The organism is Rhizobium sp. TRM96647, from assembly GCF_025780115.1.
In the GTDB taxonomy this organism is placed as follows: domain Bacteria; phylum Pseudomonadota; class Alphaproteobacteria; order Rhizobiales; family Rhizobiaceae; genus Mycoplana.
In genome coordinates this window covers 226785-253211 of sequence record NZ_JAOXHF010000002.1, presented here as the reverse complement: position 1 = coordinate 253211, position 26427 = coordinate 226785, and the positions used below count along the sequence as shown (strand labels likewise).

The window sequence follows — 26427 nt, the reverse complement described above, 5'->3', positions numbered from 1 at the left end:
ACTGAAATATCGCTGACACCTCTTTTCAGGAGTTCTCAAAATGGCAGCTAAAGAAATCAAGTTCGGCCGCACCGCGCGCGAAAAGATGCTGCGCGGCGTCGATGTTCTCGCTGACGCCGTCAAGGTCACGCTCGGCCCGAAGGGTCGCAACGTCATCATCGACAAGTCCTTCGGCGCTCCGCGCATCACCAAGGACGGCGTTTCCGTCGCCAAGGAAATCGAACTGGAAGACAAGTTCGAGAACATGGGCGCCCAGATGGTCCGCGAAGTCGCTTCGAAGACCAACGACATCGCCGGCGACGGCACCACGACTGCAACCGTTCTCGCCCAGGCCATCGTTCGCGAAGGCGGCAAGGCCGTTGCAGCCGGCATGAACCCGATGGACCTGAAGCGCGGCATCGATCTCGCCGTTGCCGAAGTCGTCAAGGATCTCCAGGCCAAGGCCAAGAAGATCAACACCTCGGAAGAAGTCGCACAGGTCGGCACGATCTCCGCCAACGGCGAAAAGCAGATCGGCCTCGACATTGCCGAAGCCATGCAGAAGGTCGGCAACGAAGGCGTCATCACGGTTGAAGAAGCCAAGACCGCCGAGACCGAACTCGAAGTCGTCGAAGGCATGCAGTTCGACCGCGGCTACCTGTCGCCCTACTTCGTGACCAACCCGGAAAAGATGATCGCCGACCTCGAAGACGCCTTCATTCTCCTCCACGAGAAGAAGCTCTCGAACCTGCAGGCCATGCTCCCGGTTCTCGAAGCCGTCGTCCAGACCGGCAAGCCGCTCGTCATCATCGCTGAAGACGTCGAAGGCGAAGCTCTCGCAACGCTCGTCGTCAACAAGCTGCGTGGCGGCCTCAAGATCGCTGCCGTCAAGGCTCCGGGCTTCGGCGACCGCCGCAAGGCCATGCTGGAAGACATCGCCATCCTCACGGGCGGCACGGTCATCTCCGAAGACCTCGGCATCAAGCTCGAAAACGTAACGCTCGACATGCTCGGCCGTTCGAAGAAGGTTTCGATCTCCAAGGAAAACACGACGATCGTCGACGGTGCCGGCCAGAAGGCTGAAATCGAAGGCCGCGTCGCGCAGATCAAGGCCCAGATCGAAGAGACCACCTCCGACTACGACCGCGAGAAGCTGCAGGAACGCCTTGCCAAGCTCGCTGGCGGCGTTGCCGTCATCCGCGTCGGCGGCTCGACGGAAGTCGAAGTGAAGGAAAAGAAGGACCGCATCGACGACGCTCTCAACGCGACGCGCGCTGCCGTTCAGGAAGGCATCGTACCGGGCGGCGGCGTTGCCCTGCTCCGTTCGTCGACGAAGATCACCGCAAAGGGTGAGAACGACGACCAGGAAGCCGGCATCAACATCGTCCGCAAGGCTCTGCAGGCCCTGGTTCGCCAGATCGCCGACAACGCCGGTGACGAAGCTTCGATCGTCGTGGGCAAGATCCTCGACAAGAACGAAGACAACTACGGCTACAACGCCCAGACCGGCGAATACGGCGACCTGATCCAGCTCGGCATCGTCGATCCGGTCAAGGTCGTCCGCACCGCTCTGCAGAACGCCGCTTCGGTTGCCTCGCTGCTGATCACGACGGAAGCCATGATCGCCGAGTTGCCGAAGAAGGACGCTCCGGCCGGCATGCCTGGCGGCATGGGCGGCATGGGCATGGACGGCATGATGTAATCGGATCGCATCCGGCTACAACCATTGGGGCGGCCTTCGGGTCGCCCCTTTTTTCATCTACTTACTTAGCAACTTCGAATTTACTTGATATATTCCGTTTTTTGGATGCAACCCATTGCCGGTTGCAGTCGAGGCAGTGTAGATACCCCAAAAACTTAACGGACTCTAAACGGGAGCAGGGTTCAGGAAGCACGGCACAAAATGTGCATTTCGCGCTATCCGTGTGTCCGCGGGCCCTTTGAAGTCAGCATAACGATCAATATCAGGTTGTCGGCGCGATGAGGGATCGAGTTGGCTGCTGGCCAGTCATATTCCCCGAAGCTGCCGACATCACTGCAATATGCGTACCGGCAAAGCCCGCATCTTTGCCGGTCTGCTCATCGGGGGACGGTGCGCTTCCCAAGGGGTGCGCGGGCAGGTCGGACCTGCCGGCTGGGGTTCATTTTGTTCAAGATTGCAAGATCCACTTTCACAATGCCTTTTCTTCCGAGTTCGATCGGCTTCGACCAGGTCGACAACGAGTACCTGGCGCAATATTGCCTGACCGAACGCTGGACCGGAGACCTGTCCAACGGCCTCTTCCAACTCGGGGAAAGGGCCGCCCGCCTGCACGGGCTGGAGCAGCGCAATTGCGGCCTGCTCAATCTCGTCCGCTGCTACACGGCGCAGGACCGCAGTCACGTGCTCGAACTGTTCGAGCAGGCGGCCACGATCTCGTCCTCCTTCTGCTTTTCGACCACGATCGAGGCCGGCGGCACGCCGCGGCAGCCGGTCATGTGCGTCGGCGAGTCCATGGGGCTGGAGCAGCGCTATGCGGGCGCGATCATCGGCGTCTTCATCTTCCCGCGCTTCCAGCTCGACACCCCCGGCACGGTCGTCCCCCAGCAGTAGACCGGAGGCGGCCGCGCGGTCCCGCCGTCGGCACGGATCACGAGGCCGCGCTCAGGCCACCTTTGCGCGGCCGGCAGACGCCATCGGCGCGGGGCGGCCGAGGTAGTAGCCCTGTGCCTGGTCGCAGCCCTCGTGCAGCAGGATGCCGAGCTGCTCCCGGGTTTCGACGCCTTCGGCCAGCACCGGTATCTCCAGCGTCTGCCCCAGCGCGACGATCGCGCGCAGGATCGCCTTTGCCTGCGGATTGTCCTCCACCTCGACCATGAAGCTGCGGTCGAGCTTGATCTTGTCGAAGGGGAACGAGCGCAGCGTTTCGAGCGACGAATAGCCGGCGCCGAAGTCGTCGATCGCGATGGTCACGCCGAGCGCGCGGATCAGGCCGAGCGTCTGCAGCGCGCGGTCCTTGTCGCGGATGATCGTCGTTTCGGTGATTTCCAGCTCCAGCCGGTGCGGGGCAAGGCCGGTTTCCAGCAGGACCCGCAGGACGAGATCGGCGACGTCGGCATTGGCCAGCTGGACCGGCGAGAGATTGACCGCGATCTTGTGTGGCTCCGCCCAGCTCGCCGCCTCCCGGCAGGCCTCCCGCAGCACCCATTCGCCGATCGGCAGGATCGCCCCGCATTCCTCGGCGACGGGGATGAACTCCATCGGGGAGACCATGCCGCGCTCGGGGTGAAGCCAACGCAAGAGCACCTCGTATCCGGTCACCGCACCGGTCTCCACCGCCTTCTGGACCTGATAGTGCAGGCGGAACTCGTCGCGTTCGGCGGCAAGCCACAGATCCTTGGCGAGAACGCGCCGGCTGCGGGCCGCCTCGTCCATCGAGACCTCGTAGAAGCAGACCGTCTGGACCAGTTCGTCCTTGGCGCGATACATGGCGAGGTCGGCATTGTTGAGCAGAGCTTCGAGATTGTCGGCGTCCTGCGGATAGATGGCCACGCCGAGGCTGGCGCCCGGCTTGATCTCGAGGCCGTCGATCTCGATTGGCTCGTGGAAGCAACGCTCCAGCCTCTCGATGAACGCCTCGAGCTCGGCCATATCGTCGTATTGCTTGCTGGCGGCGAACTCGTCGCCGCCGAAACGCGCGACCGTCTCGCCCGGCTCGAGGCAGGCCTGCATGCGCTGCGCCAGCGTCGTCAGGACGAGATCGCCGGCGGCATGGCCGCGCGTGTCGTTGACCTCCTTGAACTTGTCGAGGTCGATGCCGATCGCCGCGACCTTTCCGGACGAATGCTGCGCATCCTCGATCGCGACAGCGAGCGTATCGGTGAAATCCGCACGGTTCGGCAGGCCCGTCAGGCTGTCATGCCGCGCCATGTAGGCGATCTGTTCCTCGTTTCTGAGCCGCTCGGAGATGTCCTCGTAGGTGGCCACCCAGCCGCCGTCCGGCAGGGTGCGGTAGCGGACCTGCACCGAGGCGCCGGTCGAGAGCTTTTCCACCATCGATCCGCCACCACTCGTGATGAGCTGACGATGGCGCCCATAGAATTCGGCGGCCATCGGCTGCCAGATTTCGGGCAGCCAGTGGCTGTCTGCCATCGCCCGCTCGATCAGTTCCTTGAAGGTCGTGCCGACGTCCGGCCGGCCGACCGGGAAGCCGAGGATCTCGGCGCTGCGCCGGTTGGAAAGCACCAGCCGCTCGTCGCGGTCGAACAGGAACAGGCCCTGCGACATGTTCTCGAGCGCGAGATCGAGGTTCCGGCTGACCTCGGCGATGCGGTCGGCGTCTGCCTTTTCCTTGGTCACGTCCTTGGTGATGGTGGCATAGCCGATCAGCGCCCCGTCGGCATCGCAGATCGGATCGATGATGACGTGGGCCCAGAAGCGCGTTCCGTCCTTGCGATGGCGCCAGCCTTCGGCCTCGTGCTTGCCCTGCTCGAAGGCGATCTGCAGCGATTGCTGCGGCACGCCCGCGCCCTGATCTTCCTCGCTGTAGAAGCGCGAGAAATGCCGGCCGACGATCTCGTCCGCCCCGTAGCCCATGTTGCGCTCGGCGCCGACGTTCCAGTTGGCGACGATACCGTCCGGATCCAGCATGTAGATCGCGTAGTCGGACACGCCCTGCACGAGAACGGCGAAAAGGCGCGTGCTCTCGTTCATCGCCGTCTCCGCCTGACGGGCCAGGAAGGCCGCCGTGAGGCCGCAAAAAAGCAGCGAGAAGGCGACGGTGGCGATCAGCGGCGCCATCAGTTCGGGCGAAAGCGTCATGGTGTCGTCGGCCAGAACCGGTTCCGGGACGACCGTCACCGCAGCCATGCTGACGAAATGGAGGCTCACCACGCCGAGCGTCATCAGCACGCCGGCGGCGATGCGCGCCCCTGCCCCGCGATGCCTGTGCAGCACGATGAACGCGGTGCTGCAGAAGCCGGCGCCGCCAGCCAGCGAAAATGCGACGAGCGCCCGGTCCCACTCGATCCGGCCGGGCAGTTCGAGCGCCGCCATGCCGAGATAGTGCATGGTGGCGATGCCGGCAGCCACGACAAGCCCGCCGCCGGCAATTGCGGCCATGCCCGGCAGGCAGGTCGCGATCGCAGCGCCCGCCGCCGTCACGGCGATCGCGACGGCGAGCGAGACCAGCGTCAGTTGCGTACCATAGCCCATCACGACGCCGGGATCGTAGGCGAGCATGGCGATGAAATGCGTCGCCCAGATGCCGAAGCCGCTGGCGACGCCGGCAGCTCCGAGCCAGAGCGCCCGTGCCCGTCCGGTGGCGGAGCGCGCCCGCTGCAGCAGCGAGACCGCGGCATAACAGGAGAGCAGGCAGATTATGGCTGCGAGGAGAACCAACCGCAGATCATGTTCCACGGTGATACAGGTGAGAATGCGCAACATCGAAATTCCGGTCGTCCAACTTTCGCGTGCACTCCGCCGGACAAAGCTGAAAAATGGATGAATCAGCGCCCGAACGCGCCGTTCAAGCACTTGCATTCATGAGAAAATACTTAACGAAAGGCGAATCGCCGGCGGGCTGGGGTCGAACCGGTCGCGCCGGCCGGCCACGGCGATCCGGCCGCCGAAAGCCTCAGAGCGTGAGCGCCTTGAGGTCCGTCGCCGGGTCCTCCAGCGCGGCCCGGTCCGGCGTGCGGCCTTGCTCCAGCAGCTTCTTGCCGACGACATAGGCCTTGGCGTCATTGACCGCGTCGACGGCGATCAGGCGGCCGGCGCGGAAATACCAGACCGAGACGCTGCCCTCGCGCTGGCCGGGGCGGACGAGCGTGTCGTCATAGCCGGCGCAGAAGCCGGCGATCTGCAGCTTGACGTCGTACTGGTCCGACCAGAACCAGGGCCTGGGCCGGTACGGATCGGTTCCGCCGGCGATGACGGCGGCGGCGGCCTCGGCCTGGTCCACGGCGTTCTGCACCGATTCCAGCCGCACCCGGCTTTCCTCGAAAGGCAGCACCGCGCAGTCCCCCATGGCGAAGATCGCCGGATCGGAGGTGCGGGCGTGTTCGTCGACGACGATGCCGTTTTCGACCTCCAGACCCGCCTCGCGGGCGAGCCGGTCGTTGGCGGAAACGCCGATGCCGACGATGACGATATCGGCAGGGAGCACGAAGCCGTCGGAGAGCTCGGCGCCGGTGACCCGGCCGTCCTCGCCGATCAGCCGGACGAGGCCGGTCTTTTCGCGGACGTCGACGCCGCGGGCGATGTGGATGGCCTTGAGGATGGTCGCGGTCGCGGGCGAGGCCACGCGCTGGAGGATACGGTCGGCCATCTCGATGACGGTGACGTCAAGCCCCCGGCCGCGGGCGACGGCCGCAGCTTCCAGCCCGATATAGCCGCCGCCGACGATCAGCGCGCGCCGACCCTCGCTCATCTCGAGCCCGATCCGGTCGGCGTCGAGATAGTCGCGGACGGTGTAGACGCCCTTCAGCGCACCGCCGATCTCCGCCGGCAGGCGCCGGGGCGTCGCACCCGTGGCGAGCGCGAGATAGGCATAGGCGAGTTCGGCGCCGTCACCGAGCGTGACGGTCTTCCTTTCCCGGTCGATCGCGGTGACCTCGGTCGACAGCCTGAGATCGACGTCGTTTTCCGGGTACCAGGTTTCGGGACGGAAATGCAGCCGGCCGAGGTCGGCCTCGCCGAGCAAGTACTTCTTCGACAGCGGCGGACGCTGGTAGGGCGGGCTGGCCTCGGCGCTGACGATGGTGATCGGCCGCATGTCCTTCAGCGCCCGGAGCCTGGCGACCAGTGCAAACGCAGCCTGGCCGCCGCCGACGACTACCAATCTTCCCGTCACGACGATGTTCCTACCCTCATTCTTTTGCGCCAAGAGGTAGCGCGCCGGAGCGGGCGGCGTCAACGTGTCAACGCGCCGCCCGCTCGCGCCTTTGCGTCACGCCTCGGCCGTCGCCTTGACGGGTATGTCGATCCCCCTCTGCGAGGCCGGCCGGGCCATACAGCGATCGAGCCACTCCATCACGGCGGGGAAATCGCCATAGCCGATGACGTCGCGGCCGCCATAGAAGACGTCGGCGCCGCGCACCCAGGGAAACAGCGCGATGTCGGCTACCGTATAGGTGTCGCCGACGATCCACTGCCGGTCCTTCAGCTGCGCTTCCATGACGCCGAGCAGGCGCCTGGCCTCGTCGCGGTAGCGCTCCATCGGATAGGAATTGTTGGCGACCTTCTCGGCGGCGAACTTGTAGAAATGGCCGAACTGGCCGAGCATCGGCCCGACCCCGCCCATCTGGAACATCACCCAGCAGAGCGTCTCGTACTTCTTCGCCGGATCGGCGGGGATCAGCTTTCCGGTCTTCTCGGCGAGATACCAGAGGATCGCGCCGGATTCGAACAGGCCGATCGGCTTGCCGTCCGGGCCGTTGGGATCGATGATCGCCGGGATGCGGCCATTCGGGTTCAGCGAGACGAATTCCGGCGTCTTTTGGTCGTTGGGTCCGAACTCGATCCGGTGCGGCTCGTAGGCAAGACCCAGCTCCTCGAGCGCGATCGACACCTTCACGCCGTTCGGTGTCGGCAGGGAATAGAGCTGGATGATATCGGGGTTTCTGGCGGGCCACTTCTTGGTGATCGGAAAGGCGGAAAGATCGGTCACGGACTGCTCCTCGTGCTTTGCGGTGCAGCATAGATAGGGTGAAGGATTGTGCGGGGAAAGGGGGGGGAAGGACGGCGTTGCCAGGTCTCCACCATCGAGCCGTTCGTCACCTTTCAGTCGATCGGATCGGTCAGCGCCCATCTCCGCCATCACACCTGCCTCCGAGCCGGTGTCCAGCAGCGCCGCGTCGGCGGCGCGGGGAAAGCACTTTTCCGCGCAAGGACTTGCGCGGGCTGGACGCCGGATCTAGTCCGGCGTGACGGGTGTTTGGGCTGACGGCCGTCTTCCGGCTACCCCCACACCTCAGAGCGCGCCGCGGACCGCTGCGATGATCTCGCCGACCACCGGGTCGGCGTCGTGGCCGGCCTTGCGGGCGCGGACGAGGCAGGCCTCGGACTTCAGGATCACCCCGTCGGAGAGGATCTTGAGGTGGTTGGCGTGCAGCGTCGAGCCGGTGGAGGTGATGTCGACGATGATGTCGGCGGAGCCGGAGGCGGGTGCGCCCTCGGTGGCGCCGAGGCTCTCGACGATGCGGTAAAGCTGGATGCCGTGATTGCCGGAGAAGAACTGCTGCGTCAGCCGCCAGTACTTGGTGGCGATCGTCAGCCGGCGGCCGTGGCGGGCGCGGAAATCGGCGGCGACGTCGCCGAGGTCGGCCATGGTCTCGACGTCCAGCCAGATCTCCGGCACGGCGACGACGACGTCGGCGTGACCGAAACCGAGGCGGGCGCAGAACTCGACGCGCTCGTCGGCCTGGGCCAGCCCCTCGCGCACCAGGTCCTCACCGGTGACGCCGAAGTCGACGGTGCCGTTGCCGATCTCGCGCGAGATCTCGGAGGCCGAGAGAAAGGCGATCTCGATATCGTCGCGGCCCTCGACGCGGCCGCGATAGGAGCGGTCGTTGCCAACGGAGGCGATGGTATAGCCGGCGCGCCGGAAGATCTCCGAGGCGTCCTCCTTCATGCGGCCCTTGGAGGGAAGCGCGATGGTGACCGTCATGCGCGCGCTCCCTGTGTGGTCGCCGGAACTGTCGGCCGTGCGATCGCCTGCTCGATGCGGTCGAGCCAGAGCGAGAAGCCGACGGCGGGGATGCGCGTCTTCGCGCCGAGCAGCGTCATCAGCCGGTCGAACCGCCCGCCGCCGGCGAGTACCGCCGGATCGTCGCCGGCGGCGATCTCGAAGACGAGACCGGTGTAGTAGTCGAGCGGGCGGCCGAAGGCGCTGCGATAGGTGATTGCCGCCGTGTCGACGCCGGCTGCGGCGAGCGCGCGGGTGCGGGCATCGAAGCGCGACAGCGCGTCGTCGATGGCGAGTCCGTGGCTGCGGGCGAAATCGTGGAGGGCGGCCGGTGCATCGGCGAGCGCAAGCTCGACCGACAGGAAGGCGCGCAGCGTCGCAAGCGTGCGCGCATCGAGGCGGGTGCTTGCGAGCTCCATCTTCTCGCGCAGCCGGCGGGCGATCTCGGCCGGACTGCGGCTGGCATTGGTGGAATAGCCGGTCGCCTGCATCGTCCCGTCGATGTGGCTTTCGAGCCGCGCCTCGTCGTCGAGGATGCCGAGGATCGCCAGCCGCTCGACCTCCGCGCCGAACACGCCCTTGGCGGCCGGTTCGGAGAGTTCGGCCAGCAGGCCGCGCAGGCGATCCTGGTTACCGAAGGCGTGGATCAGACGCTTCTGCCAGCCGGCGGGCAGGCCGCAGGCGGCGACCACCGCCTCGAACACCGACTGGTCGCCGAGCACCACCTTCAGCGTGCGGCCGGGCAGCCGGTTTGCGAGCACCTTCAGCGCGTCATGGACCGCGCGGGCATCGGCGCCGGCGACGTCGCCCTCGCCGAGATCCTCGATGCCGGCCTGGTAGAACTCGCTGCCGCCCTCGCGCCGCTGGCGGAACACCTCGCCGAGATAGGCATAGCGGCGCGGCGTGCCCGTCGCGCTCTCGATATGGCGCAGGCAGACGGGAATGGTGAATTCCGGGCGCAGGCACAGGCTCTCGCCGGTTTCGCTCTCGGTCATGAAGATGCGCCGCCGCAGGTCCTCGCCGGCCATGTCGAGGAAGGGCTCCGCCGGCTGGATCACCGGCGTATCGACACGATCGGTGCCGAGGCTTGCGAAGTCTGCGAGAAGCTCGGGGGCGAAGGCCGGCAGGTTGATCAGCGGCATCGGACTTTACCCCCCTCTGTCCTGTCGGACATCTCCCCCTCAAGGGGGGAGATTGGCCGGGGCACCGTTTCGCCCATCGCAGGCCGTTGAATTGGCATCGTGGTCCCGCGCCTTGCCGATCTCCCCCCTTGAGGGGGAGATGTCCGGCAGGACAGAGGGGGGTGCTGCAGCGGAGAAACAGCCATTTTTATCAGCCTGCCCGCCTCCGGTCGTCGGCCTGGTGGGCGAGGATCTCGCGGACGCGCTGGACCATGTCCTCTTCCGAGACGACGACCTGCGCCACGCGGGCCTCGCGCCAGGTGACGTTGTCCTCGATCTCGCCGGCAAGGCGCTTGCCCTCGACCAGGTCCTTGATCTGCACGACGCCGAGCGCGCGCTCGTCACCGCCCTGGATGATGGCGATCGGGCAGTTGCGGCGGTCGGCATATTTCAGCTGGTTGCCGAACTTCTTCCAGTTGCCCTGGTACATCTCGGCGCGGATGCCGGCGGCCCTGAGGGCCTGGGTGAAGCGCTGGTAGCGGCCCATGCTGTCGGCGTCGCCGTCCATGACGGTGACGAGCACGGGAGCCACGACCTCGTCCTGGCCGAGCTTGCCGAGGTTCTTCAAGGCCGTCATCAGGCGTGAGACGCCGATGGAGAAGCCGGTGGCCGGCACCGGCTGGCCCATGAAGCGCGAGACGAGCCCGTCATAGCGGCCGCCGCCGCCGACCGAGCCGAACACGACCTTCTCACCCTTCTCGTTGATGACGGCGAACTGCAACTCGGCCTCGAAGACGGGGCCGGTGTAGTATTCGAGGCCGCGGACGACGGAGGGGTCGATCTTGATGCGGTCGCTCTCGTAGCCGGCTGCCTCGAAGAGCTTATGCATCGTATCAAGCTCATCATAGCCCGCCTTGGCGGTATCGTTATCAAGAAACGTAGCACCAACGGACAAGAGATCAGTGTGTTCGGTACTCTTGACCCAGTTCAAAACGATGTCGATGTTCTCAGGAGGCAGCCCCGCCCCCTTGGTGAAGTCGCCGCTCTCGTCCTTGCGGCCTTCGCCGAGCAGGAGGCGAACCCCTTCGGGGCCGAACTTGTCGAGCTTGTCGATGGCGCGCAGCACGCTCAACCGCCGGCCGGCGTTCTCCTCGCCGCCGAGGCCGATCGCCTCCATGACGCCGTCGAGGACCTTGCGGTTGTTCACCCGGATCACGTAGTCGCCGCGCTTGATGCCGAGCGCTTCCATCGTGTCGGCCATCATCATGCACATCTCGGCATCCGCCTGCACGCCGGCGGCGCCCACCGTGTCGGCGTCGAACTGCATGAACTGGCGGAAGCGGCCGGGGCCGGGCTTCTCGTTGCGGAAGACATAGCCGGCGCGGTAGGTGCGGTAGGGAAGCTGGATCTCGTTGAAATTTTCCGCCACGTGGCGGGCGAGCGGCGCGGTCAGGTCGTAGCGCAGGCTCATCCACTGGTCGTCGTCATCCGTCAGCGAGAAGACGCCCTCGTTCGGGCGGTCGCTGTCTGGCAGGAACTTGCCGAGCGCGTCGGTATATTCGAACAGCGGGGTTTCGACCGGGTCGAAACCGTAGCGCTCGTAGACCTCGCGGATCTTGCCCGTCATCTCGTCGACGGCACGGATGTCGGCGGCGGAGCGGTCGACGAAGCCGCGCGGCAGGCGCGCCTTCAGTTTCTGCGGTTTCTTCTGCTTTTCGCTCATCGGGACGCCCGGATTTTCTGACATGGCCATAGGGCCGCTTCCCTAGCGGATCAGGCCGGTTACGGCAAGGGCGGCGGTGGCAGCGGGCGCAATCGGCAAGGCGGCCTGAGAGGTTTCCGCCCGCAAGCGGCGGGCGTGCCCTTTTCAACGGCGCGCCGACATCCTAGGTTCAGGCCATGAAACGCCTGTTCCTCATCCTTGCCATGCTTGCCGCGATGGTGTCCGGCTGGACGCCGGCGCTGGCGGCGACGCAGCAGGCCGGGATGGCCGCAGCACACGGCGCCCATGACACCCAAGGCTCCCAAGTCCCCGGCATCGCACAGCATATTGGCAGCGTCCACGGGGATGGCGACCATGGGGACGACCTGCGCGCCGACGCGGGCCAGGCCTCCCACCCCGCTCACGGGGAGCACCGCGACGGGCAGAAGCACGGCGCCCTGCATCCGCTCCTGTGTTCGGCCTGCTTCGCCGTCGTCGCCGGGGGCGTGGCCCTGCCGGTGACCGGCGCCGAGGCGGGCGCCACGGCGCTGCCGGTCGCCATCTTCCACGGCGGCGAGGTCCTGCCGCCGGTGCCGCCGCCCCGTCCCGTCCGCCGCTGAATTTTCGTCACGACGCGGAGCCACCGCTCCGCGAACCGAAAGTCCATTCGGAAGGACAAGACATGTTGAGAAAAACCATCGCGCCGGGCATTGCGCTTGCGCTTCTTTTCGCGCCGGCAGCACTGTCGCAGGATCACTCCGGCCATGGCGACATGGGGACCATGGACCATGCGTCAGGCCAGATGGACCCGGCTTCGCCGAAGGGCGACCAGGGGCCGGCCAGCAAGGCCTTCGCCGAGGCCAATGCCCGCATGCATGCGGGCATGGACATCGCCTATAGCGGCAATGCCGACGTCGATTTCGTCCGGGGCATGATCGCCCACCACCAGGGCGCGATCGACATGGCCCGGGTCGAGCTGGAACACGGTCGGGATCCGGAACTGCGCAAGCTCGCCGAAGAGATCATCCGCGCCCAGGAGGGCGAGATCGCGATGATGAAGGCGTGGCTGGACAAGAACGCGAAGTAGCCGGAACGGCTTGACGCGGAAGGGCCCGGCCCGTCAGGTGCCGGGCCTGTTCGCCAGCGGCCAGACGTTGTCTGCCTGCGACCTGGCGGGCTGCGCGCCTTGCTATTTTGCCGGCTGCGCGCCGGTGGCGACGGAGGCTTCCAGCAGAGAGGCCGCGATGACCTTGGCGAGCATCATGCTGTGCTCGCGAATTTCGGTATTGTTGCCGGTGCGCGCGGAGCGGATGAGGTTGAACCCTTCGCGAAGGACTATTTCCTGAGCCTTGCTGCAGGCCCATGTCTCCATCTTCTGGCCGTCTTGCGTCATCTCTTCCCCGTCGGCTAAATCATTTAGCACCGTTCGGCACGCATCCCGGGTCGAAAACGCAATGTGAACCCGGATGAACTCCGTCTTTCCGAACGCCCCACAACCCAGACGATACATGATTCTCTAAAAAACACAGCCCGAAAGTATCGCCCGCCGGCCGTGCCGCAACCCTCGCACAAGCTGTCGTTACGTGAGCTTCCGGGACGGTGACGTTTCAGAGGGAGGCGTTTCAGGGGGCGGCGGTTGCGGCGAAGCGGCGGTCCAGCCTGTCGCGCATCGCCTCCACTTCCGGTTGGCAGAAGCAGCCGTCGAGATGGTCGTTGACCAGCCCCATCGCCTGCATGAAGGCATAGACCGTCGTGGGACCGACGAAGGTCCAGCCGCGCTTCTTCAGATCCCTGGAGATTCGTTTCGATGCCGGCGTCATCGGGTTGGCGACCAGCGTCTCGTAGTCCATCACCGCGGGCCGCTCGTCCACGGGCGGTTCCTGGCTCCAGAAATAGCGGGCGAGCGAGCCGAATTCGGCGCGCATCTCCTGCGCGCGGCGGGCGTTGTTGATCGTGGAGACGATCTTGCCGCGGTGGCGGACGATGCCGGCATCGGCCAGGCAGCGGGCGATGTCGTCGTCGCCGAAGGCCGCCACCCGGTCGTAGTCGAAGCCGGCGAAGGCTGCGCGGAAGTTCTCGCGCTTGCGCAGGATCGTCAGCCAGGACAGGCCGGACTGGAAGCCCTCCAGGCAGATCTTCTCGAACAGGCGGACATCCTCGGTGACCGGACGGCCCCATTCGGCGTCGTGATAGCGGCGATAGTCCTCCAGGTTGCCGTGCCAGGCGCAGCGCTGCCGTCCGTCGTCGCCGACGATGATCCCGCGTGCCGTCATGTTGCGCTCCTTCCGTTTCCGCTTTGTTCGCATTTACCACTCATCAACCAGATTCGGAAAGTCGGCAATAACCCTACCCGAAGGTTTCCGTCGTCCGTCGCCCTTTAATGAACGGGAATTTACCTTTCGCTTTCCACAGGGTGCGAGCATCCGGACCGATATCGTTCGAGGTCCGCCGCCCGCAGGCGCGCCGTCCCGTCAGGTGATAAGGTTGAGAGTACGCCCGATGCTGAAGAAATCGCTGTTGCTTGCCGCAAGCCTTGTGCTTGCCGTCCCCGCCGCCGAGGCCAACGACCGCTACGCCACCCGCCCGCCGGTGGTCGTCAGCCCCGACCTGACCGCACCCTGGGTAATGCAACTGACCGGCCAGGGCGTGCGCCCGGCCGTGTCGCAGCGGCGGATCGTCACCCGCCAGCAGGCCCAGCAGCGCCGCAGCCAGCGCCAGCGCAACCCGGAAAGCGTGCAGCTTGCGGCGGTGACCGGTGCCGCACGGCCGGTGCAGACGCAGATGGACCCGATGTTCCTGCCGCAGATCGTCGCCTACGAGACGACGCACAAGGCCGGCACGATCGTGATCGACACCAACAACCGCTTCCTCTACCTCGTGCTGTCCGACGGCAAGGCGCGGCGCTACGGCGTCGGCGTCGGCAAGCCGGGCTTCGAATGGGCCGGCACGCACAAGGTGACGTCGAAGCGGGAATGGCCGAGCTGGACGCCGCCGAAGGAGATGATCGCCCGCGAGGCCGCCAAGGGTCACTACCTGCCGGCCTTCATGGAGGGCGGGCCGGAAAACCCGCTCGGCTCGCGCGCACTCTATCTCGGCTCGACGCTCTACCGCATCCACGGCACCAATGCGCCCTGGACGATCGGCTACGCCGTCTCCTCGGGCTGCATCCGCATGCGCAACGAGGACGTGATCGACCTCTACGAACGCGTCGCGGTGGGCACGAAGGTGATCGTCATCTGAGACGGCCCGCCCGAAATCGCAGCGCCCGCGTCGCCGGCGCGGGCTGCGGGACTGTGCGCGTTGCGCAACACTTGCGCCAATATTAGCGCCTCATTGCCTTCACAATCTGCCTTTACGGCGCGCGCCGCTTGAAACGCAGGGAGAGTCCGCTAGCGTTTCGGGCCTATGCGACCAAAAGGAAAACAGGACATGAGGAAACTCGTTCACGCGCTGCTGGCGGGAGGCATCACGCTTGCGACCGTTCTGCCGGCAGCCACGGCGAACGCCTTCGTGCCGGCACCGGGCAGCGCGCCCGCCGCCGCATCGACCGACGTGATCACCGTCGCCCAGCCGAAGCCGGTGCCGCAGAAATACCAGCGCCGCGTGGTGCGCCTGTCGACGGACGAACGTCCGGGCACGATCATCGTCGATACCAACAACAAGTTCCTCTACCTCGTGGAAGGCAAGAACCGCGCGGTCCGCTACGGCATCGGCGTCGGGCGCGAGGGCTTCGGCTGGTCGGGCGTCGTCAGGGTCGGCCGCAAGGCCGAGTGGCCGGGCTGGACGCCGCCGCCGGAAATGGTCATTCGCGAACGCAAGAAGGGCCGGATCCTGCCCGCCTACATGGAAGGCGGCATCAACAATCCGCTCGGTGCGCGCGCGCTCTATCTCTACAACAAGGCCGGCCACGACACCGCCTTCCGCATCCACGGCACCAACGAGCCGTGGTCGATCGGGCTGAACATGTCCTCCGGCTGCATCCGGATGATGAACAAGGACGTCGAGCACCTCTATACCCGCGCCAATGTCGGCGCCAAGGTGATCGTCGTCGGCCCCGGCGGACGCGAGGGCAAGGTCAGCTACGACGACCGCGGCGTCGACGTGCTGCGCACGCTGTTCGGCAGCTTCGGCGGCTGACACCGGGAACCGACCGTCAAGAATTGCGGACCACGCAGGCCGGTGCCCGCGTGGTCCGCTGCTTTTTTGCGGACGGGCACGCCGGCCATGCCCTTCCCGCTTCTCAAGCCGCCTTGCTGAAGGCGCGACCGCCCGCGGCGAGGTAGGCGTCGAAGGCGGAGGCGGCGATGCGCACGACGAAGCGGTGGCGCTCGTCGACGCGCAGGGTGGCGCCGTCGATCTCGATCAGGCCGTCGCGGTGCAACGCCTCGAGCGTCGCGTTGTCCGACAGCAGCGGGCCGGCGGCAAAGCCGTGCCGCTTCGCCACAGCCTCGACGTCGACGGAAAAGTCGCACATCACCCGTTCGATGAGTTCGGCCCGCAGCCTGTCCTCTGCGGTCAGGCCGTAGCCCTTTGCCGCGGCGAACCGCCCCCGCCCGATGCGGTCGGCATAGAGGCCGAGCGGCACGGCGTTCTGGACATAGCCTTGCGCAAACTTGCCGATCGCCGAGGCGCCAAGCCCGATCAGGGTGCGACATTCGTCGGTGGTGTAGCCCTGGAAATTGCGATGGAGGCGGCCGGTATGCGCGGCGATGCAGAGATCGTCCTCCGGCAGGGCGAAATGGTCGAGGCCGATCCGCTCGTAGCCGGCGGCCACCAGGGCCTGAGCAATCGCCTCGGCCTGCTCGTTGCGCCCCTGCGCATCGGGAAGGGCGTTCTCGTCGATCATGCGCTGGTGCTTCTTGAAGTCGGGAACATGGGCATAGCCGAACACGGCCAGCCGATCCGGCCGCAGCGCCACGGCGGCCTCAACCGTCTCGACGCAGGACTTCACCGTCTGGTGCGGCAGACCGTAGATGAGGTCGAAGCTCAGGGCGGAAATGCCGGCCTGCCGCAGACGCTCGACGGCAAGGGCGGTGCTTTCGACGCTCTGGATGCGGTTGATCGCCTTCTGCACGACCGGATCGAAGCTCTGGACGCCGAGGCTCGCCCGGGTGACGCCGGCAGCGCCGAGGGCGGCGGCCATTTCCGCGGTCAGTGTACGCGGGTCGATCTCGATTGCGACGTTGACCCTCTCGGCAAAGCCGAGCCGGTCCCGCAGCGCCTCCATCAGCCCGGTCAGCGCGGCCGGCTGCATGATCGTCGGCGTGCCGCCGCCGAAGTGGATCTCGCCGACATTGAGGGAGCCCTTGCGCGCCTCGGCGACCAGTTCGGCCTCGCGTCGCAGCAGGTCGACATAGTCGGCGATCGGCTGGTCGTGGCGGGTGATCGTGGTGTGACAGCCGCAATACCAACACATGGCCCGACAGAAGGGTACGTGCAGATAGAGGGAGGTGCGTTCGCCCTGCCCGATCTCGCCGATCCAATCGCGATAGGACGCGACATCTTCGAGCGGTCCGAAATGGGGGGCGGTCGGGTAGCTGGTGTAGCGGGGCAGACGGGCCTCGCCGTATTTCGCCATGATGGCCTGGGACATGGGTCTTGCTTCCGTTCGTTCTGATCCGGAAGCGACCCTAGGAGGCCCCGCCCGCACCGTCTTTGACGAATCTCAAACGGCCGGGGGTGTTTGGACCCGCAGGCCCGTCTCGCGCACTCTTGTCGCAGAGGCCGCCGGATCGGATCCGGCGGCCTCTCTTGTCACAGGTCCGACTGCGGACGCGGTCAGATCAGGATGAAGTCGCTGGTGGAGAGCGAGGTCACCTTGTCGAGGGTTGCGACCAGCACGCCATCGGCCTCGTTGCCGGTGCCGTCGGCGTCATACCAGAGCCGGCCGTTGTCCTTCTCGAAGAAGAACTGCGCCGCCGAGCCGGTCGCCTTCAGATCATTGCCCGAGTAGAGCGCCAGCTTGGAGAAGCCGAAGACGGCCTTGTCGATGACGAGCTTGTCCTCGCCGCGCTTGAAGTCGGTGATCTGGTCGCCCGAACCGATCGCCTCCGAGGTGGCGTAGATGAACTGGTCGCGACCAGCGCCGCCGGTGAGCAGGTCGCCGTCGCCGCCGCCCTCGAGCTTGTCGTTGCCGGCGCGGCCGTCCAGCTTGTCGTCGCCGAAGCCGCCCTTCAGATAGTTGGCGGCGCTGCTGCCGAGGATGGTGTCGTCGTTGTCGCTACCGATGACGTTCTCGATGCTGGACAGCGACAGGCCCGAGGCGATGCCGCCGTTCCTGGCGTTGTTCTGCAGGTCGATGATGACGGAGCGGTCGGAGACGACGTTGAACTCCAGCGTATCGACGCCGGCGCCCCCGGAGAAGTAGTCGGTGCCGCTCTCGTCGGTGTAGCGGGTGAACCAGTCGTTGCCGCTATCGCCATAGAGCTTGTCGTTGCCGGTGCCGTCGACGAGGCGGTCGTTGCCGCTGCCGCCCTTGAGCGTGTCGTTGCCCGCACCGCCGGTCAGATAGTCGACGCCCTTGCTGCCGGTGACGGTGTCACGACCGCTGCCGCCGATGTAGTCGAGCGCTTCCATGCCGGTAAAGGAGGTGGTGGAATTCACCTTGACCGTTCCGTTGCTGAAGGCGAAGGAGACGTCGGAGCTCTCGTCCTTGAAGTCGACGACGACGCGGTCGGCGCCGGCGCCGCCCGAGGCGTAGTCGCGGACGTTCATGTGGATGACGTCGTTGCCGCTGCCGCCGTAGAGCATGTCGCGGTCGTTGTCCTTGATGCCGCCGCTGCCGTAGATCGTGTCGTTGCCGTTACCGCCGTAGATCCTGTCGGCGCCATTGCCGCCGGTCAGCTCGTCGTCGCCGCCGAGACCGTAGAGCTTGTCCTTGCCGGCCATGCCGTTCAGGAAGTCGGCGAGCTTGCCGCCGGTCAGCTTGTCGTCACCCTGGCCGGACGAGATGTGCACGCTTTCGAAGTTCTTCGCCGTGACCCCGCCATTGACGAGGGTCGCCTTGGCAGACAGCGTGAACGTCAGGTTGGCCTTGCTGTCATAGCGGTTGATCCAGAGGATATCCGTGCCGGCGCCGCCATCGGCGGTGAAGCGGCCCGCGGTCGAGCCGCCGGCATTGTTGATCGTGACGGTGTCGTTGCCGGCACCGCCCAGCATGGTCGTCAGCGCTTTGCCGGTCCGGGCTTCGGCGGACAGGTAGTCGTTGCCGTTGCCGCCGTCGAGCAGGTTGGTGCCGCCGCCGGAATCGATCAGCCGATCGTCGCCGTCGCCGCCCTTGACCGTGTCGTTTCCGGAGGTGGAATAGAACTGGTCGTTGCCCTTGCCGCCGGTCATGCGGTTGTTGCCGCTGCCGGCATCGAAATCGACTTGCGCGGCCGTTCCGGCCTTAAGCACGTCGTTACCCTTGCCGGTGACGATGGTGAAGCTCTCAGCGTCGGTCACCACGCTGCCATCCGACAGCTTGGCGGTCTTGCCCGATACGCTGAAGGTGAGGTTGTTCTTGATGTCGGAGCGGTCGATCCAGACGCTGTCGAAGCCCTTGCCGGCCTTGATCGTATCCTTGCCGCCGCTGCCGACGATCAGCAGATCGTTGCCGTTGCCGCCGTCGAGATAGTCGATGCCGAGGCCGCCATCCAGATGGTCGTTGCCGCCGAGCCCGACCAGCCTGTCGTTGCCCGACATGCCGGAGAGCGTGTCGTTGCCGCTGCCGCCGGTGAACTTCTCGGCCTTCTCCGTGCCGCTCAGCGTGTAGTTCTCGAAGTTGACGAAGGTGGTGCCGTTGGAAAGCGTCTGCTTGACCGTGGATGCCTTGGCAGTGAACGTGCCGGCCAGTCCGTTCAGCACGAGGGTGTCGGTGCCGGTGCCGCCGTCGAGGATGTCCTTGCCGTCACCGGCCCAACTTTCCATGCTGTGGCTGATCGTATCGTTGCCGGAGCCGCCGCGCACCGTGTCGTTGTCCGAATCGCCGGCAAGGAAGTCGTTGCCGGAGCCGCCGTCGATCACGTCGCTGCCGCGGCCGCCCTGGATCGTGTCGTTGCCGCTGTCGCCATACATCTTGTCGTTGCCGTCGTGGCCGTAGATGTAGTCGTCGTTGGCGCCGCCGTAGAGCGTGTCGTTGCCGTCCTCGCCGGAGAGCCAGTCGCGCCCGTAGCCGCCGGAGATGTAGTCGTCACCAGCCTCGCCCATGAGCGAATCGTTGCCATTGCCGCCATAGATCTTGTCGTTGCCGTCGCCGCCCTGCAGCCAGTCGTCGCCGATCTCGCCCTTCAGCGTGTCGTTGCCGCCACCGCCGACGAACCAGTCCTTCCAGCGACCGCCGACGAAGGTGTCGGCATGGTCGCTGCCGGTCAGGTTGAAGCGTTCGACGTTGACGATGGTCGCGCCGAGAACCGATTTCGCCGTGGCCGGATCGAATGCCGAAAACGAGACGCCAGTGCTCGAGGCGGCGAAGTTGACGCCCAGTTCGTCGAAGCCGAGACCGCCGTCGATCCTGTCGCCTGCAAGGTCCGCGACTGCGTAGTTGGAGATGGTGTCGTCGCCGGTGCCTGCATTGATCGTATCGGCGCCAAGGCCGCCGCTGATCGTGTCCCGTCCGGAGCCGGTGCTCAGCGTATTCGCGTCGGCATCGCCGGTGACGTACTGCGAGCCGACGCCGGGGATGGTGTAGCTTGCGGCGAGCGGATCGAGTGCGAGCGCCGACTGCAGCGGCGCAATGACTTTCAATTTATTGCTCATGGGCTTCCTCAAAAGTTAAGGTTGCAGCGCCGACTTGGCGCACGCCTACTGCTAGACAAAGCCGCAGCCGCCGGTTGTTCCTGCGGGAACAGGCGTGTGGCCGCCTTCCCTTTTTGCGTTGCGCAGCGACTTGGCGAATCTTATCAATAGGATCACGCTGGGGATTCCGCGCCGGACGCCTTGTCCGCCGCCGGGCGGCACGGGCAGGAAAACAGCGGAGCGGGGAGCAGAAGGGGCCTTGGGATGAGCGCGAGGAACGCGGCGACGGTGCCGGCGAAAGGGGTGTGGCGCGGCTCGCTGCGCACGCTTCTGGGCGTCGTCATGGTCGCCCTGCTGCTCGCCGTCTCGGGCGTCCTGATCGCGATCGACTTCAATCGCGCCCGCAACGCCGCTCTCGCGACCGCCGAGGGCCGCATGCGCGGCTTCGAGGAACGGCTGATCACCCGCATGCAGAGCCTGTCGGGCGACACGTCCGGACTGGTCAACCTGATCGTCTCGATCGCCAATTCCTTCCTGGCCGAGCCGGACGAGCGCATCGCCGACAAGGTGACGATCCTCAGGGCCGCACTCGCCCGGTCGCCGCAGATCGACGGCGTCTATGCCGGCTATCCCGACGGCGGCTTCTTCCACGCCGTCAACCTGTCATCGACCGACTGGCGGACGGCCCTGAAAGCGCCGCCCAATGCCACGATGGCGGTGCGCATCCTCAGTCCGAACGACGGCGCGCCGATCGCCCACATCCTGTTCTACGATGGCGCCGGCAAGCAGCTGTTGCGGCGCACGGAGACCGGATGGGACTTCGACCCGCGCCAGCGCGCCTGGTATCGGGCTGCGGCCGGGGGAAGCGGGCCGGTCGCCACCGGTCCCTACAGCATGGCGACGACGAGGACGCTCGGGATGACCATCTCCCAGGCGCACAAGGGAAATCCCCAGATCGTCGTCGGCGCCGACGTGGTGCTCGATCACGTGACCCGGTTCATCGCCAGCGAACGGTTGACGCCGAGCTCCGTCGCCTTCGTCATCGATGCGAACAAGAAACCGCTCATCCATTCCGACCGCCGGCTGATGAACGCGATCGCCGCCTCGAAGAGCGAGCGGGACTTCGACCCCTCCTCGATGCGCGATCCGCTTTTGGAAGCGATCAGAGACAAGCCGCCGTCCCTGGACACGATGGGAATGGTCGAGGCGGCCGGACGGCGCTGGGTGGTGCTGGGCTCGCAGGTCGACAGCGCCATCCTCTTTCCAGGCCACGTCGCGGTGATCGCGGCGCCGGTCGACGAACTGATGGCGCCCGCGATCCGCGGGCTGTACCAGGGGCTCGCCATCTCCGGCGCGGTCGTCGTGCTGGCGATCCTCGGCGCGCTTCTGCTAGCACATCTCATCACCAAGTCGCTGCACCAGCTGACCACCAGCGCCAACCGCCTGCAAGACCTCGACTTCCGCACGCCGATCGACGTGCCGACGCGTGTGCGCGAGATCGCCACCCTCGGCGGCGCGATGAACAGGGCACGCGACGCGATCTTCACCTTCGGGCTCTACGTGCCGAAGGAGCTGGTGCGCAAGGGGCTGGAGGCCGGCCATTTCGGCCGGACGGCGCGGCGCCAGGACGTGACCGCCATCTTCACCGACATCTACGACTTCACCACCATCAGCGAGCGCCATTCGCCGGAAGAGGTCGTCAGCATGCTGTCGGAGTATTTCGACATTCTCAACGACACGGTGAGCGCGCATGGCGGCACGATCATCCAGTTCCTGGGCGATTCGATCTTCGCCATGTGGAACGCGCCGGCGGCCGATCCCGACCACGCCGAGAACGCCTGCCGCGGGGCGCTGTCGATGCGCGCGCGCATCGATGCGTTCAACGAGAAGCAGCGCCAGCTCGGCCTTCCGCAGTTCCGCACCCGCTTCGGCATCCACACCGGCACCGCCGTCGTCGGCAGCGTCGGCGCCAGCGACCGCCTGCAGTACACGGCAATGGGCGACAGCATCAACGTCGCCTCGCGGCTGGAAGGGATGAACAAGACCTACGGCACCACGATTCTCGCCAGCGGCGCCGTGTTCGAGCAGTGCCACGACAGCATCCGATTCCGCCCGCTCGGAAAGGGCCAGGCGAAAGGGCGGACGACCGAACTCGACCTCTACGAAGTCATCGGCGTGGTCGGCCGGATGGACGAGCGGGAGCCGCAGGCGCCGGCGGCCCGGCCCCTTTCCTCCGGGCGTTGAATCGGCTCAAAAGGTCGGCGGCGTGCAGGCGCTGATGACCTCGCAGGGCACCGGCCCGACGCAGCGGAAGCGATGCGGCCTGCGGCTTTCGAAATAATAGGCGTCGCCGGGGCCGAGGATGCGGCGCTCGTCGTCGACCGTCACCTCGAGCCGCCCCGACAGGACGATGCCGCCCTCCTCGCCCTCATGCACCAGCGGCACCTTGCCGGTATCGGCGCCGGGCTGGTAGCACTCCTTGAGGATCTGCAGCGCCCGGCCGAACAGGTTTTCGCCGACCTGGCGGTAGGAGATCGGCCCCTTGCCGATCTCGACCAGTTCGTCGGCCCGGTAGAAGGCCTGCTTCGGGCGCTCCGGCTCGAAGGCGAAGAATTCGGCAAGGCCGATCGGGATGCCGTCGAGGATGCGCTTCAGCGCGCCGACCGAGGGGTTCGACGCGTTAGATTCGATCAGCGAGATGGTGGAGTTGGTCACCCCGGCCCGCTTTGCCAGTTCGCGCTGGGACAGGCCGTGCCCGATCCGCAGGCTGCGCAGCCTGTTTCCGATGTCGACCGACATGACACCTCCCGCGACCGTGAAACTGCGGCCTGTTTGCCTTGTTCGAAATATCGAAAACATGGCGAGACCGGTCCATATTTTTCAATGACTTCATAGCAGGCAGAAAAGGACTTGTTCAAGATCGCAAAGCATGGCCTCAATCCCGCCAGCCAGAGGAGATCGCCATGAACGTTCACAACAAGCCCAATGCGCCCGTGCTCGACAGCTACTGGATGCCGTTCACCGCCAACCGCCAGTTCAAGGCGGCACCCCGTCTGCTCGCCGGCGCCGAGGGCATGCACTACACCACGAATGACGGCCGCACGGTGCTCGACGGCACTGCGGGCCTGTGGTGCGTCAATGCCGGCCACGGCCGCCGGCAGATCGCGGCCGCCGTCGAGCGGCAGTTGTCGACGCTGGACTACGCGCCCTCCTTCCAGATGGGCCATCCGATCGCCTTCGACTTCGCCGAACGGCTCGCAGAGATCGCGCCGGGGCCGGAAGGCGCCAAGCTCGACCGCATCTTCTATACCGGCTCCGGCTCGGAATCGGTCGATACCGCGCTGAAGATCGCGATCGCCTACCAGCGCGCCATCGGCCAGGGCACGCGCACGCGCCTGATCGGCCGCGAGCGCGGCTATCACGGCGTCGGCTTCGGCGGCATCTCCGTCGGCGGCCTCGTCAACAATCGCCGCGTCTTCCCGCAGCTTCCCGGCTCCGACCACCTGCGCCACACCCACGACCTCGCGAGGAACGCCTATGTGAAGGGCCAGCCCGAGCACGGCGCAGAACTGGCCGACGACCTCGAGCGACTGGTGGCGCTACATGGCGCCGAGACGATCGCCGCCTGCATCATCGAGCCGGTCGCAGGCTCCACCGGCGTGCTGGTGCCGCCGAAGGGCTATCTGGAGCGGCTGCGGGTGATCTGCGACAAGCACGGCATCATCCTGATCTTCGACGAGGTCATCACCGGCTTCGGCCGCCTCGGCGCGCCCTTTGCTACCGACTTCTTCAGCGTCACGCCCGATATCGTCACCACCGCCAAGGGGCTGACCAACGGCGCGATCCCGATGGGCGCGGTGTTCACCAGCCGCAAGGTGCACGACGCGCTGATGCAGGGGCCGGAGGGCGCGATTGAACTGTTCCACGGCTACACCTATTCCGGCCATCCGGCCGCCTGCGCCGCGGGCATCGCGACGCTCGACATCTACCGCGACGAGGGCCTGCTCACGCGCGCGGCCGAACTGCAGGACGACTGGCACGCGGCGATGCATTCGCTGAAGGGCCTGCCGCATGTCATCGACATCCGCACGATCGGCCTCATCGCCGGCATCGAGCTTTCCTCCCGCGACGGTGCGATCGGCGCGCGCGCCTACGACGTCTTCGTCGACTGCTTCGAAAAGGGCCTCCTGATCCGCGTCACCGGCGACATCATCGCGTTCTCGCCGCCGCTGATCGCCGAGACGAAGCACTTCGACGAGATCGTCTCGGTGCTGGGCGAGGCGCTGAAGCGGGCGAAATGACCGACGCGCGATGAAATAGAAAGGCCGGTCTGCGAGGACCGGCCTTTGCTTTTGTCATCAGACCGATGCGGCCTAGAACTTCATGGCGAGGCCGATGATCGGCCCTTGCTCGACAATATCGAAGACGAAGCCGTCATTGCTGTAGTCGACGCCGAGTGCGCGGTAGCCGATGACCGACGAGAACGTCTCGTTGAACTTGTAGCCGACCGTCGCAGCGACGTCCCAGTCGATATCGGCACCGCCGCCGCCGACCAGACCCCAGCCGGTCAGGAAGAGATTCGGCGTGAGGAAATAGGTGCCCTTCACGCCGCCGACGGCATCGACCCAGGTGTCGCCGTCGCTCGTCGAGCGGCCGTCCAGCAGGCCTCCGCTGAGAGAAATCGTCGTATCGACCGACCAGACCCGCACACCGCCGACGATATCGAGATGTCCGGTATTGTCCTGCAGGACCGAGTAGCCGACGCCGAGAAGACCTGCGAACGTCTCGCTGTCCACTGTCGCCTCGTCGGCCACAATGCCTCTGGGCGTGCCGGCGCTGCCGGACAACTTCACATACATGAGATCCGCGAAGATACTGTAGCGATCATAGCGGGCTTCCCCGATCGCCATTGCCGCAAAATCGAGATGGTCCCAGATGTCGCCGAAGGACGAGTCCACATCGACAGTGGGTTGAAAGCGCCCGATGTTCATTCCGACGTCCCCGGACATTCCCGCCGCCCAGAAATAGGGTGCGAAGGTGAAGGTCCAGCCGCTCTCGGTCTCGATCTGCTGCGCCTCCGGCGCCATGACAGGGGTGATATCCGCGGCAGCGGCGTCCTGTCCCAACATGCAGAGCCCTACGCAGAAAATGGTGGCTGCGATGCGATGCGTCATATGTCCCTCCAGAGGTCGCAAGGGCGACCGTTTACATCTGACAGCAGTCTCCCGGCAGGCACAGTCCCCACTGCCGCGCCGGGCATCGTCGCCTCCGTCGAATCGACGGACAACGACGACACAGGAATGACACCAATTTGCACGACGCTTGACAAGCAAATCCGGCGACCGGACGGCTCCCCTGGAGAAATCGGCTGCCGGATGCGACGGAAATCACGCACTATCCGCCATGGGACGCCCGATCCCGCCGCAACGGGCGGGCGGCCACCAGCAAATTTGTCGGTCGCCCTTGTCGGGATTACCCGCCCGCAACCGTCTTTCATGGGACCGGAAGCTCGAACTCAACAGGAGAACGCATATGCGCAAGATCGTAGTCGGAGCCTTCACCAGCCTGGATGGCGTGATGCAAGCCCCCGGCGGGCCGGACGAGGACCCCATTGGCGGCTTCCGGCACGGCGGCTGGGCCGTCCCCTACTTCGACGAGGCGATGGGCGAAGCGGTGGATGCAATGTTCGCCGCACCATTCGACCTCCTGCTCGGGCGCAAGACCTACGACATCTTCGCCGCCCATTGGCCCTATGCGGGAGCGGACGATCCGATCGGAACCCTGTTCGACCGCATCACCAAATATGTCGCCACCCGCAATGCGGCCTTCGACCCCACCTGGAAGAACAGCCGCACGCTCGGCCCCGACGTGGTTGCGCGGTTGCGGAAACTGAAACTCGAGGACGGGCCGAACCTGCTGACGCAAGGCTCCACCGAGCTCCTACAGACGCTGTTCCGCCACGACCTCGTGGACGAGCTCCATGTCTTCGTCTTTCCGGTCGTGCTCGGCGGCGGCAAGAGACTGTTTGCGGATGGTGCTGCACCAGTCGCCCTAAGGCTGGAGAGCTCGAAGACGTCGCCCTCCGGCATCACCGCCAACAAGTACACGCGCGCCGGCGCGGTCGAGACCGGCTCGTTCGAATTCGAGCAGCCGACCGAGGCGGAACTGGAACGGCGGCGGAAGCTGACCTGAGGCAGGATGCTTTTTCCCGTCCTGGATGGGTGCGGCAGTTCCGGTTGCATAA

The 26427-nt window shown here is 66.0% G+C and carries 21 protein-coding genes; 9 read left to right on the top strand and 12 right to left on the bottom strand.

Annotated elements, in window-relative coordinates:
- The first annotated feature begins 40 nt into the window (after nucleotides 1–40).
- Together groL and OCK02_RS04140 are read left to right on the top strand one after the other, a co-directional pair.
- Nucleotides 41–1681 (top strand): chaperonin GroEL, encoded by a 1641-nt coding sequence (gene groL, locus OCK02_RS04145; protein WP_230802839.1) that lies wholly within the window; start codon nucleotides 41–43, stop codon nucleotides 1679–1681.
- Nucleotides 1682–2125: 444 nt separating this feature from the next.
- Complete coding sequence (locus OCK02_RS04140) at nucleotides 2126–2572, top strand: hypothetical protein (protein ID WP_412178766.1); 447 nt, start codon at nucleotides 2126–2128, stop codon at nucleotides 2570–2572.
- A 51-nt stretch (nucleotides 2573–2623) separates the two neighbouring features.
- On the opposite strand, the gene OCK02_RS04135 is transcribed toward OCK02_RS04140, so the two are convergent.
- The 6 genes from OCK02_RS04135 to hisS all read right to left on the bottom strand — a co-directional run bounded on the left by OCK02_RS04135 (nucleotide 2624) and on the right by hisS (nucleotide 11489).
- Nucleotides 2624–5404, bottom strand: a complete 2781-nt coding sequence (locus OCK02_RS04135) for an EAL domain-containing protein (protein ID WP_263812164.1) — start codon at nucleotides 5402–5404, stop codon at nucleotides 2624–2626.
- Between the two features lie 190 nt (nucleotides 5405–5594).
- Nucleotides 5595–6812 (bottom strand): NAD(P)/FAD-dependent oxidoreductase, encoded by a 1218-nt coding sequence (locus tag OCK02_RS04130; RefSeq protein ID WP_263812163.1) that lies wholly within the window; start codon nucleotides 6810–6812, stop codon nucleotides 5595–5597.
- 96 nt (nucleotides 6813–6908) lie between these two features.
- Nucleotides 6909–7628, bottom strand: a complete 720-nt coding sequence (locus tag OCK02_RS04125; RefSeq protein WP_263812162.1) for a glutathione S-transferase C-terminal domain-containing protein — start codon at nucleotides 7626–7628, stop codon at nucleotides 6909–6911.
- Between the two features lie 303 nt (nucleotides 7629–7931).
- Nucleotides 7932–8627 carry an ATP phosphoribosyltransferase gene (gene hisG, locus OCK02_RS04120; protein WP_263812161.1) on the bottom strand — a complete coding sequence of 232 codons (696 nt, stop codon included), beginning with the start codon at nucleotides 8625–8627 and terminating at the stop codon, nucleotides 7932–7934.
- Nucleotides 8624–9787, bottom strand: coding sequence for an ATP phosphoribosyltransferase regulatory subunit (locus tag OCK02_RS04115; RefSeq protein WP_263812160.1), 1164 nt, complete (start codon nucleotides 9785–9787; stop codon nucleotides 8624–8626). Before OCK02_RS04115 ends, hisG begins: the two co-directional genes overlap by 4 nt.
- A gap of 190 nt (nucleotides 9788–9977) precedes the next feature.
- Nucleotides 9978–11489: a histidine--tRNA ligase gene (gene hisS / locus OCK02_RS04110; RefSeq protein WP_263812225.1), complete on the bottom strand. Its 1512-nt coding sequence runs from the start codon at nucleotides 11487–11489 to the stop codon at nucleotides 9978–9980.
- A gap of 176 nt (nucleotides 11490–11665) precedes the next feature.
- Here hisS and OCK02_RS04105 point away from each other — a divergent pair, with 176 nt between their 5' ends.
- Together OCK02_RS04105 and OCK02_RS04100 are read left to right on the top strand one after the other, a co-directional pair.
- On the top strand, nucleotides 11666–12088 hold the full coding sequence (locus tag OCK02_RS04105) for a hypothetical protein (RefSeq protein WP_263812159.1): 423 nt from the start codon (nucleotides 11666–11668) through the stop codon (nucleotides 12086–12088).
- Between the two features lie 62 nt (nucleotides 12089–12150).
- Nucleotides 12151–12555 carry a DUF305 domain-containing protein gene (locus OCK02_RS04100; RefSeq protein WP_263812158.1) on the top strand — a complete coding sequence of 135 codons (405 nt, stop codon included), beginning with the start codon at nucleotides 12151–12153 and terminating at the stop codon, nucleotides 12553–12555.
- Between the two features lie 102 nt (nucleotides 12556–12657).
- Here OCK02_RS04100 and OCK02_RS04095 read toward each other — a convergent pair whose 3' ends face one another.
- Together OCK02_RS04095 and OCK02_RS04090 are read right to left on the bottom strand one after the other, a co-directional pair.
- On the bottom strand, nucleotides 12658–12978 hold the full coding sequence (locus OCK02_RS04095) for a hypothetical protein (protein ID WP_230802830.1): 321 nt from the start codon (nucleotides 12976–12978) through the stop codon (nucleotides 12658–12660).
- 112 nt (nucleotides 12979–13090) lie between these two features.
- Nucleotides 13091–13741, bottom strand: a complete 651-nt coding sequence (locus tag OCK02_RS04090; RefSeq protein ID WP_263812157.1) for a DNA-3-methyladenine glycosylase I — start codon at nucleotides 13739–13741, stop codon at nucleotides 13091–13093.
- A gap of 226 nt (nucleotides 13742–13967) precedes the next feature.
- On the opposite strand from OCK02_RS04090, the gene OCK02_RS04085 reads away from it, so the two are divergent.
- The gene (locus OCK02_RS04085; RefSeq protein WP_230802828.1) at nucleotides 13968–14708 is read left to right on the top strand and encodes a L,D-transpeptidase; all 741 of its coding nucleotides are present in this window, start codon (nucleotides 13968–13970) and stop codon (nucleotides 14706–14708) included.
- Nucleotides 14709–14897: 189 nt separating this feature from the next.
- Nucleotides 14898–15605: a L,D-transpeptidase gene (locus OCK02_RS04080; protein ID WP_263812156.1), complete on the top strand. Its 708-nt coding sequence runs from the start codon at nucleotides 14898–14900 to the stop codon at nucleotides 15603–15605.
- Between the two features lie 103 nt (nucleotides 15606–15708).
- Here the strand turns inward: OCK02_RS04080 and hemN are convergent, their stop codons facing one another.
- Both hemN and OCK02_RS04070 read right to left on the bottom strand, forming a co-directional pair.
- A complete protein-coding gene (gene hemN / locus OCK02_RS04075; RefSeq protein ID WP_263812155.1) occupies nucleotides 15709–17061 on the bottom strand; it encodes an oxygen-independent coproporphyrinogen III oxidase in 1353 nt (450 codons plus the stop codon).
- 185 nt (nucleotides 17062–17246) lie between these two features.
- Nucleotides 17247–20204, bottom strand: coding sequence for a calcium-binding protein (locus OCK02_RS04070; RefSeq protein ID WP_263812154.1), 2958 nt, complete (start codon nucleotides 20202–20204; stop codon nucleotides 17247–17249).
- 243 nt (nucleotides 20205–20447) lie between these two features.
- On the opposite strand from OCK02_RS04070, the gene OCK02_RS04065 reads away from it, so the two are divergent.
- The gene (locus OCK02_RS04065; protein ID WP_263812153.1) at nucleotides 20448–22427 is read left to right on the top strand and encodes an adenylate/guanylate cyclase domain-containing protein; all 1980 of its coding nucleotides are present in this window, start codon (nucleotides 20448–20450) and stop codon (nucleotides 22425–22427) included.
- Nucleotides 22428–22433: 6 nt separating this feature from the next.
- Here OCK02_RS04065 and OCK02_RS04060 read toward each other — a convergent pair whose 3' ends face one another.
- Nucleotides 22434–22982: a cupin domain-containing protein gene (locus tag OCK02_RS04060; RefSeq protein WP_230802823.1), complete on the bottom strand. Its 549-nt coding sequence runs from the start codon at nucleotides 22980–22982 to the stop codon at nucleotides 22434–22436.
- Nucleotides 22983–23146: 164 nt separating this feature from the next.
- Between OCK02_RS04060 and OCK02_RS04055 the strand changes: the two genes are divergently transcribed.
- A complete protein-coding gene (locus OCK02_RS04055) occupies nucleotides 23147–24484 on the top strand; it encodes an aspartate aminotransferase family protein (RefSeq protein WP_263812152.1) in 1338 nt (445 codons plus the stop codon).
- 72 nt (nucleotides 24485–24556) lie between these two features.
- Here OCK02_RS04055 and OCK02_RS04050 read toward each other — a convergent pair whose 3' ends face one another.
- Nucleotides 24557–25357: a hypothetical protein gene (locus tag OCK02_RS04050; protein WP_263812151.1), complete on the bottom strand. Its 801-nt coding sequence runs from the start codon at nucleotides 25355–25357 to the stop codon at nucleotides 24557–24559.
- Between the two features lie 358 nt (nucleotides 25358–25715).
- On the opposite strand from OCK02_RS04050, the gene OCK02_RS04045 reads away from it, so the two are divergent.
- Nucleotides 25716–26375: a dihydrofolate reductase family protein gene (locus OCK02_RS04045; RefSeq protein WP_263812150.1), complete on the top strand. Its 660-nt coding sequence runs from the start codon at nucleotides 25716–25718 to the stop codon at nucleotides 26373–26375.
- Nucleotides 26376–26427: the final 52 nt, after the last annotated feature.

Coding starts and splice junctions, on each gene's coding strand:
- groL (WP_230802839.1), top strand. CDS start 41: ATGGCAGCTAAAGAAATCAAGTTCGGCCGCACCGCGCGCGAAAAGATG.
- OCK02_RS04135 (WP_263812164.1), bottom strand. CDS start 5,404: ATGTTGCGCATTCTCACCTGTATCACCGTGGAACATGATCTGCGGTTG.
- hisG (WP_263812161.1), bottom strand. CDS start 8,627: ATGACGGTCACCATCGCGCTTCCCTCCAAGGGCCGCATGAAGGAGGAC.
- OCK02_RS04115 (WP_263812160.1), bottom strand. CDS start 9,787: ATGCCGCTGATCAACCTGCCGGCCTTCGCCCCCGAGCTTCTCGCAGAC.
- hisS (WP_263812225.1), bottom strand. CDS start 11,489: ATGAGCGAAAAGCAGAAGAAACCGCAGAAACTGAAGGCGCGCCTGCCG.
- OCK02_RS04105 (WP_263812159.1), top strand. CDS start 11,666: ATGAAACGCCTGTTCCTCATCCTTGCCATGCTTGCCGCGATGGTGTCC.
- OCK02_RS04100 (WP_263812158.1), top strand. CDS start 12,151: ATGTTGAGAAAAACCATCGCGCCGGGCATTGCGCTTGCGCTTCTTTTC.
- OCK02_RS04095 (WP_230802830.1), bottom strand. CDS start 12,978: ATGTATCGTCTGGGTTGTGGGGCGTTCGGAAAGACGGAGTTCATCCGG.
- OCK02_RS04090 (WP_263812157.1), bottom strand. CDS start 13,741: ATGACGGCACGCGGGATCATCGTCGGCGACGACGGACGGCAGCGCTGC.
- OCK02_RS04085 (WP_230802828.1), top strand. CDS start 13,968: ATGCTGAAGAAATCGCTGTTGCTTGCCGCAAGCCTTGTGCTTGCCGTC.
- OCK02_RS04080 (WP_263812156.1), top strand. CDS start 14,898: ATGAGGAAACTCGTTCACGCGCTGCTGGCGGGAGGCATCACGCTTGCG.
- hemN (WP_263812155.1), bottom strand. CDS start 17,061: ATGTCCCAGGCCATCATGGCGAAATACGGCGAGGCCCGTCTGCCCCGC.
- OCK02_RS04070 (WP_263812154.1), bottom strand. CDS start 20,204: ATGAGCAATAAATTGAAAGTCATTGCGCCGCTGCAGTCGGCGCTCGCA.
- OCK02_RS04065 (WP_263812153.1), top strand. CDS start 20,448: ATGAGCGCGAGGAACGCGGCGACGGTGCCGGCGAAAGGGGTGTGGCGC.
- OCK02_RS04060 (WP_230802823.1), bottom strand. CDS start 22,982: ATGTCGGTCGACATCGGAAACAGGCTGCGCAGCCTGCGGATCGGGCAC.
- OCK02_RS04055 (WP_263812152.1), top strand. CDS start 23,147: ATGAACGTTCACAACAAGCCCAATGCGCCCGTGCTCGACAGCTACTGG.
- OCK02_RS04050 (WP_263812151.1), bottom strand. CDS start 25,357: ATGACGCATCGCATCGCAGCCACCATTTTCTGCGTAGGGCTCTGCATG.
- OCK02_RS04045 (WP_263812150.1), top strand. CDS start 25,716: ATGCGCAAGATCGTAGTCGGAGCCTTCACCAGCCTGGATGGCGTGATG.